This is a genomic window from Dyadobacter arcticus, from assembly GCF_011762185.1.
GTDB classification, from domain to species: Bacteria; Bacteroidota; Bacteroidia; order Cytophagales; family Spirosomataceae; genus Dyadobacter; species Dyadobacter arcticus.
In genome coordinates this window covers 531,615-551,578 of sequence record NZ_JAASQJ010000003.1, presented here as the reverse complement: position 1 = coordinate 551,578, position 19,964 = coordinate 531,615, and the positions used below count along the sequence as shown (strand labels likewise).

15 protein-coding genes are annotated in these 19,964 nt (G+C 45.1%); 6 read left to right on the top strand and 9 right to left on the bottom strand.

What is annotated here, in order from left to right; genetic code table 11:
- Positions 1–70 precede the first annotated feature (70 nt).
- The 3 genes from FHS68_RS15860 (at position 71) to FHS68_RS15850 (ending at position 4,270) form a co-directional block, all read left to right on the top strand.
- Entirely contained in the window at positions 71–1,603 is a 1,533-nt protein-coding gene (locus tag FHS68_RS15860; protein WP_167271832.1) for a SusD/RagB family nutrient-binding outer membrane lipoprotein, read from the top strand.
- Between the two features lie 27 nt (positions 1,604–1,630).
- The gene (locus tag FHS68_RS15855; RefSeq protein WP_167271830.1) at positions 1,631–2,563 is read left to right on the top strand and encodes an RraA family protein; all 933 of its coding nucleotides are present in this window, start codon (positions 1,631–1,633) and stop codon (positions 2,561–2,563) included.
- A 222-nt stretch (positions 2,564–2,785) separates the two neighbouring features.
- Entirely contained in the window at positions 2,786–4,270 is a 1,485-nt protein-coding gene (locus FHS68_RS15850; protein ID WP_167271828.1) for a mandelate racemase/muconate lactonizing enzyme family protein, read from the top strand.
- 63 nt (positions 4,271–4,333) lie between these two features.
- On the opposite strand, the gene FHS68_RS15845 is transcribed toward FHS68_RS15850, so the two are convergent.
- Positions 4,334–4,972: a hypothetical protein gene (locus FHS68_RS15845; protein ID WP_167271827.1), complete on the bottom strand. Its 639-nt coding sequence runs from the start codon at positions 4,970–4,972 to the stop codon at positions 4,334–4,336.
- A gap of 165 nt (positions 4,973–5,137) precedes the next feature.
- On the opposite strand from FHS68_RS15845, the gene FHS68_RS15840 reads away from it, so the two are divergent.
- A complete protein-coding gene (locus tag FHS68_RS15840; RefSeq protein WP_167271825.1) occupies positions 5,138–7,411 on the top strand; it encodes a cation:proton antiporter in 2,274 nt (757 codons plus the stop codon).
- A 37-nt stretch (positions 7,412–7,448) separates the two neighbouring features.
- Positions 7,449–10,703: a cyclic nucleotide-binding domain-containing protein gene (locus FHS68_RS15835; RefSeq protein ID WP_167271823.1), complete on the top strand. Its 3,255-nt coding sequence runs from the start codon at positions 7,449–7,451 to the stop codon at positions 10,701–10,703.
- Here the strand turns inward: FHS68_RS15835 and FHS68_RS15830 are convergent.
- From FHS68_RS15830 to FHS68_RS15800, 7 genes are all read right to left on the bottom strand, one after another.
- Positions 10,692–11,264, bottom strand: a complete 573-nt coding sequence (locus tag FHS68_RS15830) for an HD domain-containing protein (protein ID WP_167271821.1) — start codon at positions 11,262–11,264, stop codon at positions 10,692–10,694. The two genes, FHS68_RS15835 and FHS68_RS15830, sit on opposite strands and share 12 nt — an antisense overlap.
- 2 nt (positions 11,265–11,266) lie before the next feature.
- The gene (locus tag FHS68_RS15825; protein WP_167271819.1) at positions 11,267–12,313 is read right to left on the bottom strand and encodes an adenylate/guanylate cyclase domain-containing response regulator; all 1,047 of its coding nucleotides are present in this window, start codon (positions 12,311–12,313) and stop codon (positions 11,267–11,269) included.
- Complete coding sequence (locus FHS68_RS15820; RefSeq protein WP_167271817.1) at positions 12,310–12,684, bottom strand: response regulator; 375 nt, start codon at positions 12,682–12,684, stop codon at positions 12,310–12,312. Before FHS68_RS15820 ends, FHS68_RS15825 begins: the two co-directional genes overlap by 4 nt.
- A 35-nt stretch (positions 12,685–12,719) precedes the next feature.
- Positions 12,720–14,096 (bottom strand): sensor histidine kinase, encoded by a 1,377-nt coding sequence (locus FHS68_RS15815; protein WP_167271815.1) that lies wholly within the window; start codon positions 14,094–14,096, stop codon positions 12,720–12,722.
- Between the two features lie 160 nt (positions 14,097–14,256).
- Complete coding sequence (locus FHS68_RS15810; RefSeq protein WP_167271813.1) at positions 14,257–15,111, bottom strand: oxidoreductase; 855 nt, start codon at positions 15,109–15,111, stop codon at positions 14,257–14,259.
- A gap of 85 nt (positions 15,112–15,196) precedes the next feature.
- Complete coding sequence (locus tag FHS68_RS15805; RefSeq protein ID WP_167271811.1) at positions 15,197–16,099, bottom strand: helix-turn-helix domain-containing protein; 903 nt, start codon at positions 16,097–16,099, stop codon at positions 15,197–15,199.
- A gap of 39 nt (positions 16,100–16,138) precedes the next feature.
- Positions 16,139–16,570 carry a hypothetical protein gene (locus tag FHS68_RS15800; RefSeq protein WP_167271810.1) on the bottom strand — a complete coding sequence of 144 codons (432 nt, stop codon included), beginning with the start codon at positions 16,568–16,570 and terminating at the stop codon, positions 16,139–16,141.
- A gap of 175 nt (positions 16,571–16,745) precedes the next feature.
- On the opposite strand from FHS68_RS15800, the gene FHS68_RS15795 reads away from it, so the two are divergent.
- Positions 16,746–19,256: a glycoside hydrolase family 95 protein gene (locus FHS68_RS15795; RefSeq protein ID WP_167271801.1), complete on the top strand. Its 2,511-nt coding sequence runs from the start codon at positions 16,746–16,748 to the stop codon at positions 19,254–19,256.
- Here the strand turns inward: FHS68_RS15795 and FHS68_RS15790 are convergent.
- On the bottom strand, positions 19,240–19,908 hold the full coding sequence (locus FHS68_RS15790) for a hypothetical protein (protein ID WP_167271799.1): 669 nt from the start codon (positions 19,906–19,908) through the stop codon (positions 19,240–19,242). The two genes, FHS68_RS15795 and FHS68_RS15790, sit on opposite strands and share 17 nt — an antisense overlap.
- Positions 19,909–19,964: the final 56 nt, after the last annotated feature.

Genomic DNA, 19,964 nt, shown 5'->3' with positions numbered 1-19,964 from the left:
CGTCGGCACTCATTCACTCATTCAGTCATTCAGTCATTCAATCATTCAGTCATTCAATCATTCATTCATTATGAGAAAAATATTCATATATGTTACGGCTTTTAGCATCTTGGCGGCAGCCAGCTCCTGTGATAAGGGGTTTGAGGATGTTAACAAAAACCCTGTTCTGGCTACGAGCGTTGATCCGATTTATCTGTTTTCCAATGCTGAATTCACATCGGCTATTGCTACTCAGTTCTATCAAATGCAGATTGTCCAGCAAATCAACTCACCTTATACCGGTGTAATGGAAGGCGGCAATCACAATACGGTTTATGATCCGAATTCCAATGCTAATTTCAACTCATTGTATCTGCAAAACGGCCCGGTGAACCTGCTAACCACGGTTATCGCCCAAACCAAAGACAATCCCGCGCGTGCTAACCTGTACAATATGTCCCGGATCTGGAAGGCATATGTATTTATGGTGTTGGTGGATACTTATGGTGATGTACCCTATTTTGAAGCTGGAAAAGCTTTTTTGGAAGGTATTAATTTACCAAAATATGATGATCAGAAGCTGATTTACGACGACATCCTGAAAGAACTTGTGGAGGGAACAAAAGCCCTGGATGCTACAAAACCCATTGAAGGCGGAGATCTGTTTTTCAAGGGAAACATTGCCCAATGGAAAAAACTGGGTAACTCACTTTTGCTAAGAGCTGCCATGCGCTATTCGAAAGTGGACCAGGCCAAGGCAAAACAATATGTAACCACTGCGGTCGATCCGGCAAATGGCGGGTTACAAAGCGCCAATGCGGACAATGCGTTAATTGCGTTTAACAGCACTTTCAACCATCCGCTGGCCAATTATTTTCAGGGAACTGAAAGAGCTAATGTGTATTTGGGAAAAGCATTTGTCGATTATCTGAAAACCTCGGCTGATCCAAGACTAAAAGTAATCGCGGTAAAATACGAAACACCCGCCAATCCAATAGCGACAGCAGGAGCGGAAGATACGACACCAGCCAGCCAGGAGGGCATGCCTTACGGATACAATGAATCTACTGTTACCAGTGCGCCCGGATTTCCAGGCAAGATTGGTTCCGCATTCAAGTATTCGCAAATCAACCGCAAAACACTGGGCAAAATCGATGCACCTGAGTTCTTTATCACGTATTCCCAAACTTCCCTGCTTTTGGCAGAAGCAGTTCAGCGCGGTTGGGCTACGGGAGATGTAAAGGCACTCTATGAGGCTGGTGTAAAGGCACATATGGCCCAAATGGCTACTTACGATGTGCTGGCAACGGTTCCTGCTGCAAATCAAGATGCTTATCTGGCTGCAAATCCTTTCACTCCCGCGAAAGCATTGGAACAAATCAACAACCAATACTGGATTTCATCCTTCCTGAACGGGTCGGAAGCCTGGGCCAATTTCCGCAGAAGCGGCTTTCCTATCCTGCCAATAAACACTTATCCCGGCAAAGACCCTTCCGTGAAAGACTTTGTAAGACGACTGGTATATCCGGTCAGGGAAAAGTCTGTCAATGAAGCCAATTACAAAGAAGCGGTGGCCCGAATGGGTGCTGATGAGTTAGGAACACCTGTTTTTTGGGATAAATAAAAATCCATAACCCTTAATTTTCCTTTTATGCTTAAACTAAAATTGTTTGCGGGAGCGCTTGTGCTATTGGGAATTGCTGCCAATGCACAATCCATCTCCCCCACTCCTGATCAGATTAAAGCCTACACTTCCGGCTGGAAAGGGGAACGTTCCGCGGACGGACGGCCCCGAGTTTCGGATGCAATCCTGGCACGTCTGAAAAACATTTCAATGGAAGAAGCTTGGGGTGTATTAAGGAACAAAGGCTATCACAACCAGTTTGAAGGAGAATGGCAGCTCATTCACAACGACAGCACCATGACTGGCCGGGTGGTAACCGCTCAGTATGTGCCTCTCCGCCCTGATTTGGCAGATCTCGTGAAAGAAATGGGTAAAAAGGAAGGTCGCGTTCAAACCGGCGGCACCAACTCCTGGCCGATTGATGTGTTGAAAGAAGGCGACGTGTATGTGGCTGATGGCTATGGAAAAATTGCAGACGGAACGCTGATTGGCGATAATCTTGGAAATTCCATTTATGCCAAATCCAAGCGTGGGGTGATATTTTACGGTTCTGTGAGGGATGTAGAAGGATTGAGTGAAATCAAGGGTTTCAATGCCTGGATGAAAGGGCAGGATCCTTCTTACATTCAGCAAATGATGCTTTCCAATATTAATACACCCATTCGCATCGGACGCGCGACCGTGTTGCCTGGCGATGTAGTATTGGCCAAAAAGTATGGCACCGTCTTCATTCCGGCCCATTTGGTAGAAGATCTGGTACTTACCTCCGAGGTTACTGCGATGCGCGACGAATTCGGTCACCTGCGCCTGCGTGAGGGAAAGTACACGCCCGGCGAAATCGACACAAAATGGTCAGACGCAATCCAGAAAGACTTCCTGAACTGGGTAAACAACTACCCCGGCAAGCTGCCAATGTCTAAGAAGGAATTGGATGATTATTTGAAGGAGCGGAATTATTAGTATTTCCGCCTGAGCGGACGGGGCCGCCCGGCGGTCGAAGGTCGTAATGATTGGTTTGTCAGCCTGAGCGCAGTCCAAGGACGTTACAGGCTAGCAGCAACGACCTTCGACTGCGCTCAGGCTGACAATCGCGATAGCCCGACGCAATCGCAACCGCCCGGAGGAAACACGACAGCCCGAAGCTGACGGCAAAAAACATCCCTTAACCATAAAAACAACAATATGAAAAGCATCCTACAAAACATCATTGCCTCCAACAAGCAAGTTGAGCAAGCGGAAAAAGCGGCTACTGCTGCTGAACTGAACAATCCGGCTACAAAGGACAGCCGCAGAAACTTTTTGCGAAAAACTGCCGTGGGCGGTATGGCACTGGGCGGGTTTATGTCCATGTCCACCGAGGATACCATTGCGCAGGCGACTTCCAAAGTGAACCGCGCCTCGAAACCATCCGAATTGAAAATCACCGATCTAAGGTATTGTATTGTCCAAAATGTCGGTCGTACGCCTATCATCCGGATTGATACCAATCAAGGAATTTACGGTTTGGGTGAAGTTCGCGACGGTGCCGACGAGCGTTATGCATTATTCCTGAAAAGTCATATTCTGGGCCAAAATCCTTGCAATGTGGAAATGCTTTTCAAATCCATTAAGCAATTCGGTTTTCATGGTCGTCAGGCTGGCGGTGTTTGCGGCGTTGAAATGGCACTTTGGGACCTTTGCGGAAAAGCATACGGCGTTCCCTGCTGGCAATTATTGGGTGGCCGTTATCGGGATAAGGTAAGGTTATATGCCGATACACCGGAATCGGATGACCTCAATGAGTTTAAACAAAAAATCAAGTTCCGCACAGAAGACCAGGGTTACACCTGGTTGAAAATGGATGTTTCCATCGGAATGTTGCGGAAAAATGAGAACAGCGTGGTCAATAACAAAGTGTGGGGCGGAGGTTTCTCTCAATGGGCTGGCGATTATAACTCTTATGCGAATACCAAACACCCCTTCACTGCGATCCAGATTACGCCAAAAGGATTAGATGAAATGGCGAAAGTCGTTGAGGATGTCCGCAGTGTGGTAGGTTACGAAATTCCGCTTTCCACCGACCATTACGGCCATTTTGACCTGAATAATGGTATCCGTTTGGGCAAAGCGCTGGACAAATACCGCCTTGCCTGGTTCGAAGACATGGTTCCCTGGGAATATACCGATCAATGGAAAACCATTTCCGACGCGCTGGAAACGCCGACATTGACCGGCGAGGACATTTATCTTAAAGAGGGATTTAAAGACCTGATCATGAAACGCGCCGTTGACATTATCCACCCGGATCTTGCCTCTTCCGGCGGGTTACTGGAAACCAAACGCATCGGTGACTTTGCCGAAGACCATGGTATCGCCATGGCTATGCACTTTGCAGGAACACCTGTGAGCTTTATGGCGAATGTGCATTGCGCCGCCGCCACGCAAAACTTCCTGGCTTTGGAACACCATTCCGTGGATGTACCCTGGTGGGAAAGTCTGGTAAAAACAACCGATGGTCGGAAGCTGATCGATAAAGGATATGCGCCGGTACCATTGGAAGCGCCAGGCCTGGGCATTGAGCTGGTGGATGAGGAAGTAAAAAAACACCTCAACCCAAAAGACAAAACCTTCTTCGCCCCCACCCCGGACTGGAACGAAAAACGCTCCCACGACCGGCTTTGGAGCTGATTTATTTTTCGCAGACTTGGTAAGTCTTTAAGACTTGCCAAGTCTGACCAACCCGTCCCGCTGCTATTCATCCTCGATTATTAGGTGATCAATCGCTTTTTTATACTGCGTTTGATCGTGGAATTGTATAAAACCTTCTTTTCCACCAAACCAGTCAAGCAGTTCCTTCCGTTTCAAATTAGTTTCCTTTTCCCACAAAAAGCTGCGGTAGGAACTCCAAGGATATGTTTTGTAACATTTACCGATAAATCCATGGTGGTCCAACTGATGATGAACGTAATAAACCATCCTCGTAAAATAGCCATCGCTGTCAATCAACTTTCTTCTGAAAGTTTTCTGAAATAAACTTCCGTTCCGGCCTTGCTGGACATTAATACTTTTGGAATAACTCATAAAGAAACGTCTGAATAACTCGCTGACTATTTCCTCAGCCGTGTACTTTGCAATGTCCTCCGCATTAGGAAATGAGCTTTCCCGGGCCACAAAATCCTTTTTATCCTTCACATAAATCAACAGGTGAAAATGATTGGGCAGCAAACAATATGCATAAGTATCTATACAGCCTGATAGATATTCGTGATACTTTCTCAGGAAATGAATGTAGTTTTTATCCTGAAAAAATAGATTAGTCTCGCCACTGCCGCGGTTGTAAACATGATAAAAGCAATTTTCTTCCAGCGGTATGTGAATAGATTTGGACATAGAATTACAGTTTACCTATTAGACGTAGGTTTCGAAAAAAAGTAACGGTTAAAAATGGTATGGGACTTGCCAAATCTTGGAGACTTTGTAACTCCAACTACCTTTTTAAACTTGCCAAGCCGCGGTTAATTGAGTATTTTGCATTCTTCACTCTTACAGGTAACTATGAAGAACCTGCGCAACGTACTCTTTTATATAGTTACAATAGGTGTTTTTTCTGCCCTGCTTTACTTGTTTATTTACCAGGGAACCCAGCTTGAAACCATTGACAAACAGGTCACTATCGCTGCCAATACGGCTACACCCTGGGAACAGTTTCTGGATACATTCGGGCATAATTTAAGCCATCCGCTTGCTACCCTGCTTCTCCAGATTATTACCATCATCGTCGCCGCCCGTTTCCTGGGATGGGTGTGCAAATCGATTGGGCAACCGACGGTAATTGGCGAAATCGCTGCGGGGATCCTGCTGGGGCCATCGTTATTGGGCATGTTTTATCCCGAATTTTCAGATTTTCTGTTTCCAGCCAAATCGCTTGGAAACCTTCAGTTCCTAAGCCAGATCGGGTTAATCCTTTTTATGTTCATCATAGGAATGGAACTGGATCTCAAAACGCTGAAATCCAAAGCGCAGGAGGCCGTGGTGATCAGTCACGCCAGCATTATCCTGCCATTCGCATTGGGTGTAGGGCTTGCATTATATATATACCAACGCTTTGCCCCCGCCGGCATCAGCTTTGTTTCGTTCTCCCTTTTTATTGGTATAGCATTGAGTATCACCGCTTTTCCTGTACTGGCACGCATTGTACAGGAACGAGGACTGTCCCGTACCAAGCTGGGAACAATGGTGATAACCTGCGCCGCGACAGACGACATTACTGCCTGGTGCATCCTGGCAGCGGTTATCGCGATTGTCAAGGCTGGCTCTTTTGTCAGCTCCATTTACACAATCATTCTTGCGGGAGCATATGTCATGATAATGCTGAAAGTGCTGAAACCAATCCTCAAAAGGATTGGCGACCATTATTCTTATCGCGAAGGCCTCACCAAACCGGTTGTGGCCTTATTTTTTGTGATCCTACTGGTATCCTCTTATTGTACTGAGGCAATTGGCATCCATGCACTTTTCGGTGCATTTATGGCGGGGGTTGTGATGCCAGCCAATCAGAAATTCAGGAATATTTTTATTGAAAAAGTGGAAGACGTCTCCATGGTGCTTCTGCTTCCATTATTCTTCGTTTTTACGGGTTTAAGAACACAAATCGGGCTTTTAAACGATCCCTATCTCTGGCAGGTGACCGGACTGATTATCCTCGCTGCGGTAACCGGTAAATTTGCCGGCAGTGCGATCGCGGCGCGCTTTGTAAAGCAATCGTGGCGGGATAGCCTTATTATCGGCTCGTTAATGAACACGCGTGGGTTAATGGAATTGGTGGTACTCAATATTGGCTACGACATTGGCGTGCTATCTCCCGAAATCTTTGCCATGATGGTGATCATGGCGCTGGCCACCACCTGCATGACCGGCCCGGCCCTCGACTTGATCGATAAATTCTATCCCCGCAAAAAATGGGAAGAGCTGCGGGGTGAAACGGAGCCATCACGGTTCTCGGTGTTGATCGCTTTTGCAAGTCCGCAAGGTGGGCGGAAAATGTTAAGGCTTTCCAACAACATGATCCACAAACATTCTGACCAGCAACACATTACAGCATTGCACCTTTCACCGAGCAGTTACCTCAACCAGGTTAATACTGAAGAATATCAATTCGAGACCTTCCGGCCAATAACGGAAGAGGCGCAGGCCCTCGACCTTTCGTTTACGTCCTTGTTCAGACCATCGCATAACATCGAGCACGATATCATTGAAACGGCGAACAATGGCGAATACGATATGCTGATGATTGGTATCGGTCGCTCCGTTTTTGAAGGAACATTTTTGGGTAAAATACTAGGTTTCACTTCTAAAATAACCAGTCGTGAGAGGCTTTTTGACACCATTACCGGTAAAGAAAAGCTATTCCACGCGGATGTTTTCGACGAGCGGACTACGCACATTATCAAGTCCGTTAAAGTGCCGGTTGGTATCCTGATCGAAAAGAATCTCAATAAAATTGAAAATATTTTCATACCCATTTTTTCCCAAAAAGATGAATTTCTATTGGAATACACCCAGAAGCTGGTCGAAGCCGGTGAATTGAACGTCACCATCATGGACCCTTCCGAAATGGTGGTGCAGCACGCCGAAGTCCACGAAACGCTGACTGCCATGCAGGAAATGGCACCAGAAAAAGTTGGGCTGCATTTTGAAAAAGCATTGGATAAGGCGTTTTTACAACAGCAAGACCTGATGCTGATCAGCCTGGACAGCTGGCAGAAAGCAGTAAGGTCACATAGCATCTGGTTGTCCCATTCCCCATCGGTGTTGATTATACGCGGCTAAATATTTATTTTACATAGCGACGCTAGCATTCCAACGTATGATATCCTTTTTTAAGAATAATAGATTTACCAGTTCGATTAATCCCCAAACAATCCTTTTCTTTTTTCACAACTTCTTTATCAATGTTGGCACCACCCTTGTTTACGTCTCCGCCAACGTTCTTCTACTCGAAAATCATCCTGAATACTCCCTACCCATCGCATACATCTCTGCTGCATTGGCCGTGATGGCCGCGGGGAAATTATATGAGCACTTTGAACATCATTTAGTATTAAAACGGCTCAGCCTGGGATCCATGCTCTCATCCCTCCTCATGGTTGTGGTGGTGATGGGTTTACTTTGGCTGGGGCACGGCATTGCAACGGCGGTTGCCATTATGGTAGGTTACCGCATCATTTATCTGCTTATTAACCTGGAATTCTGGGGTTTATCTGCATTGGTTTTTGATGTAAGGCAGAGTAAAAGGTTATTCAGCGTGATCGGTTCGGGGGATATGCCTGCCAAAGCATTGGGCGCGGTGCTGGCGGTACTGATCCATTCTCCGTCCGTATTAATGATCCTGCTGATCATTTCCCTGGCCTTTTTCGCGTTGGCTTTTTACACCCAGGTACTCACATTTCGCTACACCGAAATCCCAAATCCGCATCATTCACGGCCACGCCAGGTAATTGGCGCTTCGGATTCCCGGTTCGTTCAAAAATATTTTGGCGGTAACAAGCTGTTGACTTCGCTTTGTCTGGGTATGGTCGCCATTGCGGCCACAGCTACCTGGATCGAATATCATTTCTTTGTGAATGTCAAATACAAGTTCCACAGCCAGCACGATGTAATCGGCTTTGTAGGAACATTGCTCGCGGCAACTTATATCATTGCGACATTTGTTAAGGTAATTTTTTCAGGTAAAACGGTAGAGCGTTTCGGCGTAAAAGTGACGCTTTATCTGCTTCCTTTTACGACTATATTTATTTCTCTTGGACTGCTGATCTCCTCTTATTTCAAGAAAGATGAGCCATCGCTGCTGGTTTACTATTGCGCCGCCTATTTGCTTTTTGAGCTGGTCAGGAGAACGATTTTTGACTCTGTTTTTCTTGTTTTGTTTCAGCCTTTGTCAACCAAGATGCGTTTGAAAGGCCATACGCTTGCAAAAGGCCTGTTTGAACCCATCGGAATGCTCATCGCTGGTGTACTGTTATGGATCGTCTACACGCGGCAGCTGAGCAACATTAGTCTAACTTTTGACCTGTCTCTGCTATTTGCCATCGCAGCCTTGGTTGTATTCCGGAAAGCTTACGGACATTACATTCAGGAGTTAAAAAACGCCATCAGCAAACGCTTCATCCGAAGTGGTGAAATGGCCTCTCCTGCCGAAGCGTTACCTATTATCACTGAAAACCTCAAAAGCGATCGCAAAGAAGAAGTCCTTAACGCCATCGACTGGCTTTCCAGGAACAAGATTGGGCTTTTCAAGAAAAATGTGGACCTGCTGTTGCAATATCCGTCTATCCCGGTCAGGTTAAAAACACTGCAGACCTTGGCCCAGATTCAAAAACCTGAACTTTCTGATACGTTCCTTAAATACATTGAAGCTGAGCCCGATACGGCCTGCCAGACCTTGGCCGTACGCATTGCCTGCTCCGCTTCCCGCCTCTCCGACGAGCAACTAGCAAGGTTTCTTGCGCACGACGATCTGGATATTGTGAAAGGATCTATTTTTGGATGTTTTGAATCAGGAAAAGCGTTGCCGCTAATCCATGGAACGATACGCAAACTATTTACCTCCCCGCTTGACGAGGCGCAGCTTGTCGCTCTGGATTGTGTGAAAACTGTTGGGATCAATAGTTATGAGGAGCAGGTCAAAAGCTGTCTGAAAAACGGCTCCGAACAAGTAAGGAATTATGCGCTGGAAGTTGCCGCAGGCGTAGGCTCCGCCCAGTTGCTGCGTGAGTTAAAGCCCATGCTGAGCGGCACATTATCCCGCTCCACCATCACTGCGTTGATCCAGTCCGGTGATTCGGGCATCCGGATCGTTGAAGAATGGCTGCAGACCGACCGGTCCGGTGAACGCATCCAAACAATAATTAAGGTTGCTGAAAAGAACAAACACGAATTTATACTTCAAATACTTTTCGACCTTATCAAAAATATCTATCAATATAACCTTTCAAAAAGACCAGATAGTATTATTAATATCGAAGGTATTGATACTTTTACGCATACCGCTGCTTTAAAAGCATTAACTAATTATTCACTAGTTGCTGATTATAAAGAGGTTATATCAGAATTTGTAGAAGAAGAACTTACCCACGCGTCGAGGCTTTTGAATGGAATGGATGAAACCGGGTCAGATCAGGTGTGGAATGATACGCTGGAATACGAGCTTGACCTGACCAGCCGGAGACTATTTTACCTTTTCATGATGCAATATGACAAGGATGCCGTTCAAAACGCCTGGAAGGGAATCCGCCATGCGGGGAAAGAAAAACGGGCCAATTCTCTTGAAATGATCGAGAGCCTTTTGCCCCGGATCCTTTATCCATCACTCCACGCTTTATTTGAAGATATTCCAATCCAGAGAAAGCGGGAAGCGCTGCGCCAGTACATGACAGACCAGGATTCTGGCGTCTCTGTGATCTCCTACATTTTGACACAAAAAGAAAAATCATTCACAACCTGGACTATTGCACTGGCGATAAGAAATATGTCCGTTAGCGAGGATAACCTGACATCGCTGGAAACACTTGCGAATCATCCCTCACTTTTGGTAAGAGAATCTGTCCAGGAAAAATATGCTACCCTTTCGCTTGATGCGGACCTAAAATTTACACTCAGAATCCCTATGAAACATGCAGAAGCAACCCAGCAAATTTCCGAAATGGAAAGGGTTATCGTTCTAAAAAATACGCAGCTTTTCTCGCAGACTCCCGAAAATGTATTAAGCTCAATTGCTCCTATTATGCGTGAAGTTTCATACAGCGACGGCCAGGAAATTTTTGCAAAAGGAGACCTGGGCGACTCCATGTACATTATCTACACAGGACAGGTTGGAATTTACGATGGCAAAAAACAGCTTGCACTGTTCGACAAAGGTGAGATATTTGGGGAATTGGCATTGCTGGATACGGAGCCACGCTCTGCAACGACCGTCGCTGAAACCGATGTGCTCGTTTTCCGGATCGATCAGGAAGATTTCTTTGAGCTGATGGAGGAAAGAGATGAAATTCTGCGCAATGTGCTGCGCATCCTATGCCAGCGTATCCGGGTACAAAACGAAAAAATGCGTTTACTGTCTTAAAGCAGCCAAATGCTTCGTTTTCAGCTCATTTCTTCGGGCGCGTTCTGATTTGGTCCAATAAAAATGATCCCCGATAAACCGAATCTGGATCTGGTTCCAAACATTGACATCCGTCACAATCTCCCTTGCCTTCAACTCTTCAAAAAGTGTTGCCGCAATAGGCTCGAAATCATCCCGGCCAAGGTAATCCAGGTCTGCGTCGCTAATGATGCGTTCCAAATGGGTTTGAGGGTCTTGCGGAATTCTTGTCGCCATGATCATCCCGCAAATGGTTGAAATTTCTTCCGGCGAATAGTCAAAATCAGGCAGCACTTCCTTCGCGATCCGGCAACTCTCATCTTCGTGGCCCTTGTAGGTATTCATAAACCCGCAATCATGAAAAAGTGCGGCTGTTTTGATCAAACAGAGCGATTCCTGATCTGTTACAGCTTCCAATGCCGCCAGTTCGAGTGCAGTTTGGACTACGTCGAGGGTGTGATGCACACCATGATAATAAAGATTGCTATCCAGCCTGCTCCTTAGCTCTTCGAGGATATAACTTTGAACTTGTTCAATTTGCATGGCTATTCCACTACTTCGTATATCATAACCGGATTGGATTTGTTTTTGAGACTTACCTCTCCAACCGGGTTACATTTGAATGCTTCCTTAATCTGTTGGTAACCCGATTCTGCAACCACAACTTGTCCGGGTTTTGCAATAGATTGTAAGCGCTGGGCAACATTGACTACGTCGCCTATGACTGTGTAATCCAGCCTTTTTAGCGCAGCAGACCCAATATTCCCTGAAACCATTTCGCCGGAATTGATACCGATGGAAACGTTGGGATGATAACCAGACTGATTGGATAACTCTTCTTTGAAACTATTGATGTGATTTCTTACGGCAAGCGAAGACTCTACCGCTCGATCCAAATGGTATTCGCCGCGAAAAACGGCCATAACGGCATCTCCCATGAATTTATCGACCAGTCCACCCTGCGCGATAATCTCCTTCACCATCACATCAAAATACTTATTGATCAGCTTCACAACGAGATCCGGCGGCTCCTTTTCGGAGATGGACGTAAAGCCGCACATATCCATAAAAACAACACTACCATTTATTGTCTCGCTCGTCATCAGCGATTTTTCGAAAGTTTCCTGTGTCATAAATTGCAAAACGGACGAGTCGACATACATGCGGAGGATATCATTCTCCCTCACTGCCTTCAAGGTTTCTTTCAACGAAGCCACGTAGATTAAGGTCTTCTCCATGGTAACTTCAAGATCCTTAAAATCAATGGGTTTGGTCAGAAAATCAAAAGCACCACGGTTCATCGCCATACGGATATTGTCCATATCGCCATAAGCCGATACAATCACTGATTTCAGGATCGGGCTGAGCTCCCCTATCCTCACTAATAGTGTCAGCCCGTCCATTTCGGGCATATTAATATCGCTGAGCACCATATCGACGTCGGGGTTCTCACCGATTACTTCCAACGCCTTAATGCCATTTTCAGCAAATAGAAACTCATACTCCTGCTCCCGGATCTGCCTTCGGAACTTTTGCTTAATTAACAGCTGTAAATCCGCTTCATCGTCCACTACCAATATTTTGGCTTTCATAAAATCTCTATCAATTTCTCTTTCAATTCGACAAAATTGACTGGTTTGGTTAAAAAATCGTTTGCTCCGAATTCCATCGCCTGATCGTGGTTGGCACTATCACCATAAGCCGTGATCATCATGACTTGCGGCGGCGCTTGCGGATGGTCCTTCCGGATAGTTTTCAGCAGCTCAATGCCACTCATACCCGGCATGTTGATATCCGACAAGATCATGACCACCTCCGAATGATGGTCAGCCAGATAAGCCAAGGCCTGTTCCCCGGAGAATGAGAATGAAAATTCAAACTGCCCACTGCGGATCTCGCGCCTGAACTTCTGCTCAAAAAGCGATTTGACATCTTCCTCGTCGTCTACAACTAATATTTTCATCTTTCCTTTAACATTTAGAGTGGTACGTTAATTATTTACTCCAGGCTTTCAGTAATCGGAATTGTAATTTTAAATTCGGTTTGTTCACCAGGAACGGACTCCACATCCAGCACACCTCCATGTCCACCCGTGATGATGTCGTAACTCATTGACAGCCCAAGACCGGTCCCCTGTCCGGTAGGTTTTGTTGTAAAAAACGGCTGGAAGATCTTGGCGATCACATGGTCCGGCATACCCGTTCCGTTATCCGTAACCCTGATATACAGTTTGTTATCAAATTTTCTGGTGCTGATTTTTACTTCCGGCTTATAATTCGTCGAAGGGTCCTTCTCGGTCAGCATCCGCTTCTTTTCAGCCACAGCATAGAACGCATTGGTAAAAAGATTGAGAAAAACCCGTCCCAGATCCTGTGGAAGCACATTTACTTTGCCAACAGACGGATCAAAATCGGTTAACAGTGCCGAATTAAATTCCTTATCCTTTGCTCGCAAGCCATGATAAGCCAGCCGCATATATTCATCTGCCAAAGCGTTGATTTCCACAGGTTCCTTTTCACCAGAGGATATTCTCGAATGCTGCAGCATTCCTTTTACAATGCTGTCAGCCCTTTTGCCGTGGTGTGTGATTTTTTGCTGATTTTGGCTCAAATCGCCAATGATTTCTTTGATATAATCCTTATCAGAATCAGGCAGATCGGTTTTATCAATCTCTTCTTCCAGTTCCTGACACAGCTCCACCGAAACCTCCGAGAAGTTGTTAACGAAATTGAGGGGATTTTGAATTTCATGGGCAATCCCAGCGGTTAATTCACCAAGGGAAGCCATTTTCTCACTCTGAATTAACTGGTTCTGTGTCGATTTCAGTTCCTCAATGGTCTTCTGAAGTTCCTCTTTTTGAAGCGTCAGCTCCTGCGTACGCTCCGCGACGAGATATTCCAATGATTCCTTTTGCGCTTTGCTGGCCAGTTCATCCCTAAGCCGGTCCTCCCGCTCCTTTAAAAGTACTTTTTGCTGTTTCCGGGCGTAAAACCAGAGAACAAAACACAGGGCAAAGGCAAAAAAACCAGCTATATGCAAATAATCGCCCCATTCTTTATAGAAAGCCGGCGCGACCATTTCCAGAATGTCCGTGATCACAGAAATGACCAGGTAAGGAATGACGCCCTGGATTAACGTCCGGAAAGGCTTCATTTCCTCCCTTAAATAACAATAAACCAGTAAAGCACTCAGAAATACATACCAAAGCCAGTTGTACCACTCAGGCTCATCGGCAATGTAGTAGACAGAAAGCAGGGCAATTGAAGCATATCTTGAATAAAGCAGGATTTTGTCTAGCTCCGGATGCTGCGTCTTGGTTTGTATAGCTGAACGAATGTATTGGACCAGGAACAGTGCAATCAGAAAATATCCCATGCAGGTTTAGAAATTCGCTTATGTTAATTTGAAGCTTCCAATTAATTAACAAAGTAAAGATTTTACTTTACAAAATCTCCTCTGCAGCATATATGGCCGATTTTGCCCCTCAATGGTGCGAATCGTCAGATCTGGTGGCAGATTACAAAGCCATGATCGATTAAACTTTTTCTACCTCGAAACCAGTCGAAATAGTCACTTCTTTCCAGTTTTCAAGTTCCTTACCTACAGCTTCAATTTTTGCTTGCGCGAGATCATAGGCATCCTGGCCGAGGAAAAGGTTCAGTGGTGGATTTGCTTCAGAAGCAATGCGGATCAGCACGTCAGCAGCTTTCGCAGGATCACCCGGCTGATTGCCATTAATGTCTTGCTGATGCGCATTCTGCACTTCCCTTACCTCCTTATACTCGGCGATTTCGTTCTTTGGCGTGCCCAACGAGCCGGAAGTCAGGAAATTGGTCCGGAAATAACCCGGCTCAACCACGGTTACTTTGATGCCGAATGATTTCACTTCGGCAGCCAGCGATTCGGTGAGGCCTACCACCGCAAATTTGGTAGCACAATAAATCGCGAAGCCTGGAAAGTCGCCGGTAAAACCGCCAATCGAGGATATATTAAAGATATGTCCGGACTTTTGTTCCCGAAGATATGGCATTGCCTTTCTGATCACATTCAATGTTCCAAAGACATTTACCTCAAAATTTTCCCTGGTTTCGGAGTCAGTCAGCTCTTCAATGCTGCCGGTCAGTCCATATCCGGCATTGTTGACAACGATATCAATGTTACCAAATGTTGCGACTGTCTTTTCAATAGCCTGCTGGACACTGGATTCGTTTTTGAGATCTACTTGCAAAGGAAGAAACAGATCTGTCTGTCCACTCACGGCCTGATGAAGATCAGTCATATTCCTTGAAGTGGCGGCAACTTTTAAACCATTTGCCAGTAATTTTTGAACTAAAACGAGTCCCAGGCCTTTGGATGCGCCTGTCACAAACCATACTTTTTGATTTTCCATTTTTTCTGTTGATTAATTAACACAACAAAATTAAGATAGAAGTACCTGGCGGCGATTACGTGGTTCAAACAGATGCTTGCAACATTCAAACAATCCGGAAGGCGGAAGGTGTTTGGCTGGTTTGTTTTTTGAAGAAATTATTAAAATGTGCAGGTTCTTCAAAACCAAGACTATAACTGATCTCTGAAATGTTCCATTTGGTGTGTTTCAGCAATGCTTTCGCTTCGCTGGCAATCCGCTCTGCAATGTGCGCGGTAGTGGTTTTCCCCGTTGTCTCCCTGATTGCCCGGTTTAAATGATTGACATGAACAGACAGATGTTGGGCAAAATCATTGGCAGACCGTAATGCAAATCTTTGAGATGGTGATTCAATTGGAAACTGGCGTTCGAGTAACTCGGTAAAAATTGAGGTGATCCGGGAATTTGCATTGGGATGCTGATAGAGGGATTCGGTAGGCTGCATTTTCAATGCATAGTGAATGAGTTCCATCACATAATTCCGGATGAGATCGTACTTAAACTGGTAATCTGAATCGATTTCGGCCAGCATTTTCTGAAAGATCTGGCTAACATGTTCGTCCTGAGAGTCTGTCAGAATATAGGATGGTTTGCCACCCGTCGCGAACATAGGGAGCTCATTGATGCTGCCCCGCATTCTTTCCTGAAAAAAGGCCTCTTTAAAAATACAGAAATAGCCGGTTGTGCCGCCGCAACTTGATTCCCAGTTATATGGAACCTGCGGATTAAAGAACATCAAAGCAGGGCCATCTACTTCCAGACTTTTATCCGCGTAATGATAAATGTTTTTGCCTTTCAAAAGAGAAATCTTATAAAAATCCCTCCTGCTATATTGAACCGGCACCGCGCTGGCCCCGGAATGGTTTCCTAGTGAAAAAACATTGAAGTGACCAATGTCCTGTTTCAGGTTTTCAGGAAGCCAATTGAACTTATGCTGATAGAATTCTTCGAGTGTTTCAATGTTTGCCATGAGGTGAAGTTACGAAATTCAAATAGGAAGCTACCACGCTTAGGTTCTCGCAGTGTAAATTTCATTTTTTATCAACTTGACATTGTTAAGCTGAGGTATTGCCAAAACCTTGTCTCTCGGGACAACTCCCCGTGAAATCCAATTTTGAACCCTGCTGACTTTTAGATTATGCAAACGGGAATAATCTGAAATGGTGACCCAATCGTGTAAGTCATATTCTGCGCCCGCAACCACAATTTTGACATCATCCAATTTTTGAATCTCATATATCGCGTCTTTTATTTCCTTTATTGCCTGCCTTGCGGCTTCCTTGATACTTTTCCAAAAAGGCTCCATTTGATTTCTATCTTCTTCTGATAGCGCGTAGTACCAATTGGAAAATTCGGATCTGATGGCTGGCACTTCCGATTCATCAGCAGTTTGTATTGCTGACAAATAGTCATCCAACTTCTGTTTAATATCTACATTCATGGTATTTTCAAAATCATTTTTCGTTGTGTGATAGAAAATAAAGCTATGAATTATATACTAATTACACAAAATAATATGTAAACATACTTTACAAAAAATCGCCTCCTGTATTTATGAAGTAAAAAAAGGTTTTAAAATCCTTGTTATACCTGAAATTGAAAACCACAAAAGCTCTATGAAATTGATTATTCTTGTCGCCTGCCATTTACTAATATTCCAAACTGCTTTTGCTCAAAGCAATTTGAAATTTTGGTACAAACAGCCTGCGCGAAACTGGAATGAAGCGTTGCCGATTGGAAACGGGCGGATTGGGGCGATGGTTTTTGGACGGGTTAATGAAGAACTGATTCAGTTGAATGAGGAGACATTATGGTCGGGCGGGCCGGTGAATAACAACCCTAACCCACAGGCTTACAAATATTTACCAGAAGTAAGGAAAGCTTTGGCCAATGAAGATTACAAACTTGCGGAGGAACTAACAAAGAAAATTCAGGGCGTTTTTACCGAATCCTATGAACCGCTGGGCGATTTGCTGATTAAACAGCCGTTGGCCGGCCAACCAACGAACTACCGCCGCGAGCTCGACATATCCAACGCCATTACATCCACCAGTTTTACGATCAATGGAGTCGATTACAGCAGGGAATTTTTCGTTTCTGGTGCGGACCAGTTGATGGTCGTCAAATTAACAGCCAGCAAAAAGGGTGCTTTGAATTTTACGGCAACCACTCAGAGTCAGCTTGTTTATCAGAATGTCGTGATTGAAAAAGATCAGATTGGCATGAAAGGACAAGCGCCTGCACATACCGACCCAAGTTATATGCAGACCATGGAATTGCCGATCGTGTACAATGATCCATCCCAATGCAAGGGAATGCGTTTCGAGCTGCGGGTTAAGGTGCAAAAATCGGATGGAACGGTGACGGCTGATGCTGCCGGCCTGCACATAAGCGGCGCCACAGAAGCAGTTTTGATTTTGTCTGCAGCTACCAGTTACAATGGATATGATAAATGTCCCGACAAGGAAGGAAAGGATGAAAATAAACTGTCAGAAAGCTACTTAACCCCTGCTGTTTCGAAAAGTTTTGACATTCTTAAAAATAGCCATATCGCTGATTATCAGAAGTATTTTAACAGAACAAGCCTTGTTTTAAATGGTAATCCAAAAAGCGAATTGCCGATGGACGAACGCCTGAAAAACTATGCACAAGGCACAAAAGACCCGGCGCTGGAATCGCTTTACTTCCAATTTGGACGTTATCTTCTTATTTCCAGCTCGCGGCCCGGCGGTATTCCTGCCAATTTGCAGGGAATCTGGAACCATGAGCTAAGGCCACCGTGGAGCAGTAATTTCACAACCAACATTAATACGCAAATGAATTATTGGATGGTCGAAACCGCCAATCTTTCGGAATTGCATACGCCACTACTCGATTTAATTAGTCGGATGGAGGTAACGGGCACAGAAACGGCCAAAAACTTCTATGGAGCAAAAGGCTGGACTATCCATCATAATTCGGACATATGGGCCACATCCAATCCAGTTAGCGGCAGTCCTTCCTGGGCAAACTGGCCAATGGGCGGCGCCTGGCTTTCGCAACATTTGTGGGAACATTACCAGTTTACCGGTGACAAGGAATATTTGGCGAAAACTGCATATCCGCTTATGAAAAGAGCCGCGCTGTTTTGTTTGGATTGGCTGATTGAGGATAAAAACGGTAAGCTCGTCACAGCACCGGCTACTTCTCCGGAAAATATTTTTATTACTGAAAGAGGCTTCAAAGGATCGGTTTCGGTAGCAACTACCATGGATATGTCCATTATCTGGGACCTTTTTACCAAGCTGATTGAAGCTTCCGACCGACTCGGCGAGGATTCAGAATTCAGGCAACTTTTAGTTGAAAAGCGGAGCAGGCTATTTCCGCTTCAAATTGGTAAAAAAGGGAATTTGCAGGAATGGTACAAAGACTGGGAAGACACTGAGCCGGAACATCGTCACATTTCCCATTTATTCGGACTTTTTCCAGGCCGACAGATTTCGCCACTCTACACGCCTGAATTTGCAAATGCGACCAGAAAAACAATGGAATTACGTGGCGACGGCGGTACGGGATGGAGCAAAGGCTGGAAAATCAATATATGGGCAAGGTTATTAGATGGTAATCATGCTTATAAATTGATTAGGGAACAGTTAAAACTTACGGGTGTTGAAGGAACAGACTACGCAAATGGCGGTGGTACCTATCCCAATCTGCTGGATGCTCATCCTCCCTTTCAGATCGACGGTAATTTCGGAGGTACTTCGGGAATTGCAGAAATGATACTCCAAAGCCACGATGGCCTTCTGAACGTAATCCCTGCAATTCCCGACAACTGGACCTCCGGCGAAATGAAAGGAATGAAAGCCCGAGGCGGATTTGAAGTAGATGCTACCTGGAACGCAGGCCTGATCACCCAACTTACGGTAAGATCCAAACTAGGAGGAAATTGCCGCATCGCCGTCCCTAACTCAATCAAATCTTCCGGAAAATTAACATTGAAACCGGCCAAAGGAGAAAATGCCAATGCATTCTATAAAAAGGCCCAATCCAGCGAACTCAACACCCTAATTGTTAAAAAAGGAAGCCTGGCCTATGACTTTATGACCGAGCAAGGCGGGGTGTATGTTTTTAAGGCTGGGAAGTAACCATTACCCTATTTCTATCAACCACGTGCGCCAGCCATAGCACGATCACTTGCAGAATGGCAAAGGAAACGAAGAGTACGGGAATGGAATCTTCCGGTGGCGGGCCGAACATGTTGTAAAGGTTTGATGCGATGAAAAATATGACCAGCGTCCATAAAGTCCATGTGCCCTTGTTATTCAGCGCTTTGGAATTTTTGACATAGATATAAAGACCTCCAAAGAAAATTACACTTTCAATCAAAAGCGTCAGCGGCATCGAATTCCACAAACCTAACCCTACTTTTTCTGAACCAAACGGTGTGATTGGCAAATCGGGAATGTGGACGACGAAATCGAGAAACCAATGGCTCAGGACGGCAAGTCCTACGATAACAGAACTTCTCAGGTCTTTTTTCAAAAGCCAGTATACCAATGCAAATAACAAACCCCATACCACACCCATTATCAAACTGTGGGTATACGGATAATGCACAAATTCAAATGGGGTTACCTCAGAGATTCCGGGGTGTACCTTGACTTTCTCAACATTGAACAACAACATAAACGGCCACAGAATATCGACGAATTCGACTGCGACAAAAAGCGTAAGTAGCGAAACCTTTGGAGCGACTTTCTTAGCACCGAATGCTAAACCATAATGACCTAAAAACATATAAATTACTTGTTGAGTGATGACTTAACAAAAGTATCAACCGGCATTTCAAAGCC

Coding starts and splice junctions, on each gene's coding strand:
- FHS68_RS15820 (WP_167271817.1), bottom strand. CDS start 12,684: ATGAAAATATTAGTTGTAGACGACGAGGAAGATGTCAAATCGCTTTTT.
- FHS68_RS15835 (WP_167271823.1), top strand. CDS start 7,449: ATGATATCCTTTTTTAAGAATAATAGATTTACCAGTTCGATTAATCCC.
- FHS68_RS15805 (WP_167271811.1), bottom strand. CDS start 16,099: ATGGCAAACATTGAAACACTCGAAGAATTCTATCAGCATAAGTTCAAT.
- FHS68_RS15800 (WP_167271810.1), bottom strand. CDS start 16,570: ATGAATGTAGATATTAAACAGAAGTTGGATGACTATTTGTCAGCAATA.
- FHS68_RS15795 (WP_167271801.1), top strand. CDS start 16,746: ATGAAATTGATTATTCTTGTCGCCTGCCATTTACTAATATTCCAAACT.
- FHS68_RS15845 (WP_167271827.1), bottom strand. CDS start 4,972: ATGTCCAAATCTATTCACATACCGCTGGAAGAAAATTGCTTTTATCAT.
- FHS68_RS15830 (WP_167271821.1), bottom strand. CDS start 11,264: ATGCAAATTGAACAAGTTCAAAGTTATATCCTCGAAGAGCTAAGGAGC.
- FHS68_RS15840 (WP_167271825.1), top strand. CDS start 5,138: ATGAAGAACCTGCGCAACGTACTCTTTTATATAGTTACAATAGGTGTT.
- FHS68_RS15850 (WP_167271828.1), top strand. CDS start 2,786: ATGAAAAGCATCCTACAAAACATCATTGCCTCCAACAAGCAAGTTGAG.
- FHS68_RS15860 (WP_167271832.1), top strand. CDS start 71: ATGAGAAAAATATTCATATATGTTACGGCTTTTAGCATCTTGGCGGCA.
- FHS68_RS15825 (WP_167271819.1), bottom strand. CDS start 12,313: ATGAAAGCCAAAATATTGGTAGTGGACGATGAAGCGGATTTACAGCTG.
- FHS68_RS15855 (WP_167271830.1), top strand. CDS start 1,631: ATGCTTAAACTAAAATTGTTTGCGGGAGCGCTTGTGCTATTGGGAATT.
- FHS68_RS15815 (WP_167271815.1), bottom strand. CDS start 14,096: ATGGGATATTTTCTGATTGCACTGTTCCTGGTCCAATACATTCGTTCA.
- FHS68_RS15810 (WP_167271813.1), bottom strand. CDS start 15,111: ATGGAAAATCAAAAAGTATGGTTTGTGACAGGCGCATCCAAAGGCCTG.
- FHS68_RS15790 (WP_167271799.1), bottom strand. CDS start 19,908: ATGTTTTTAGGTCATTATGGTTTAGCATTCGGTGCTAAGAAAGTCGCT.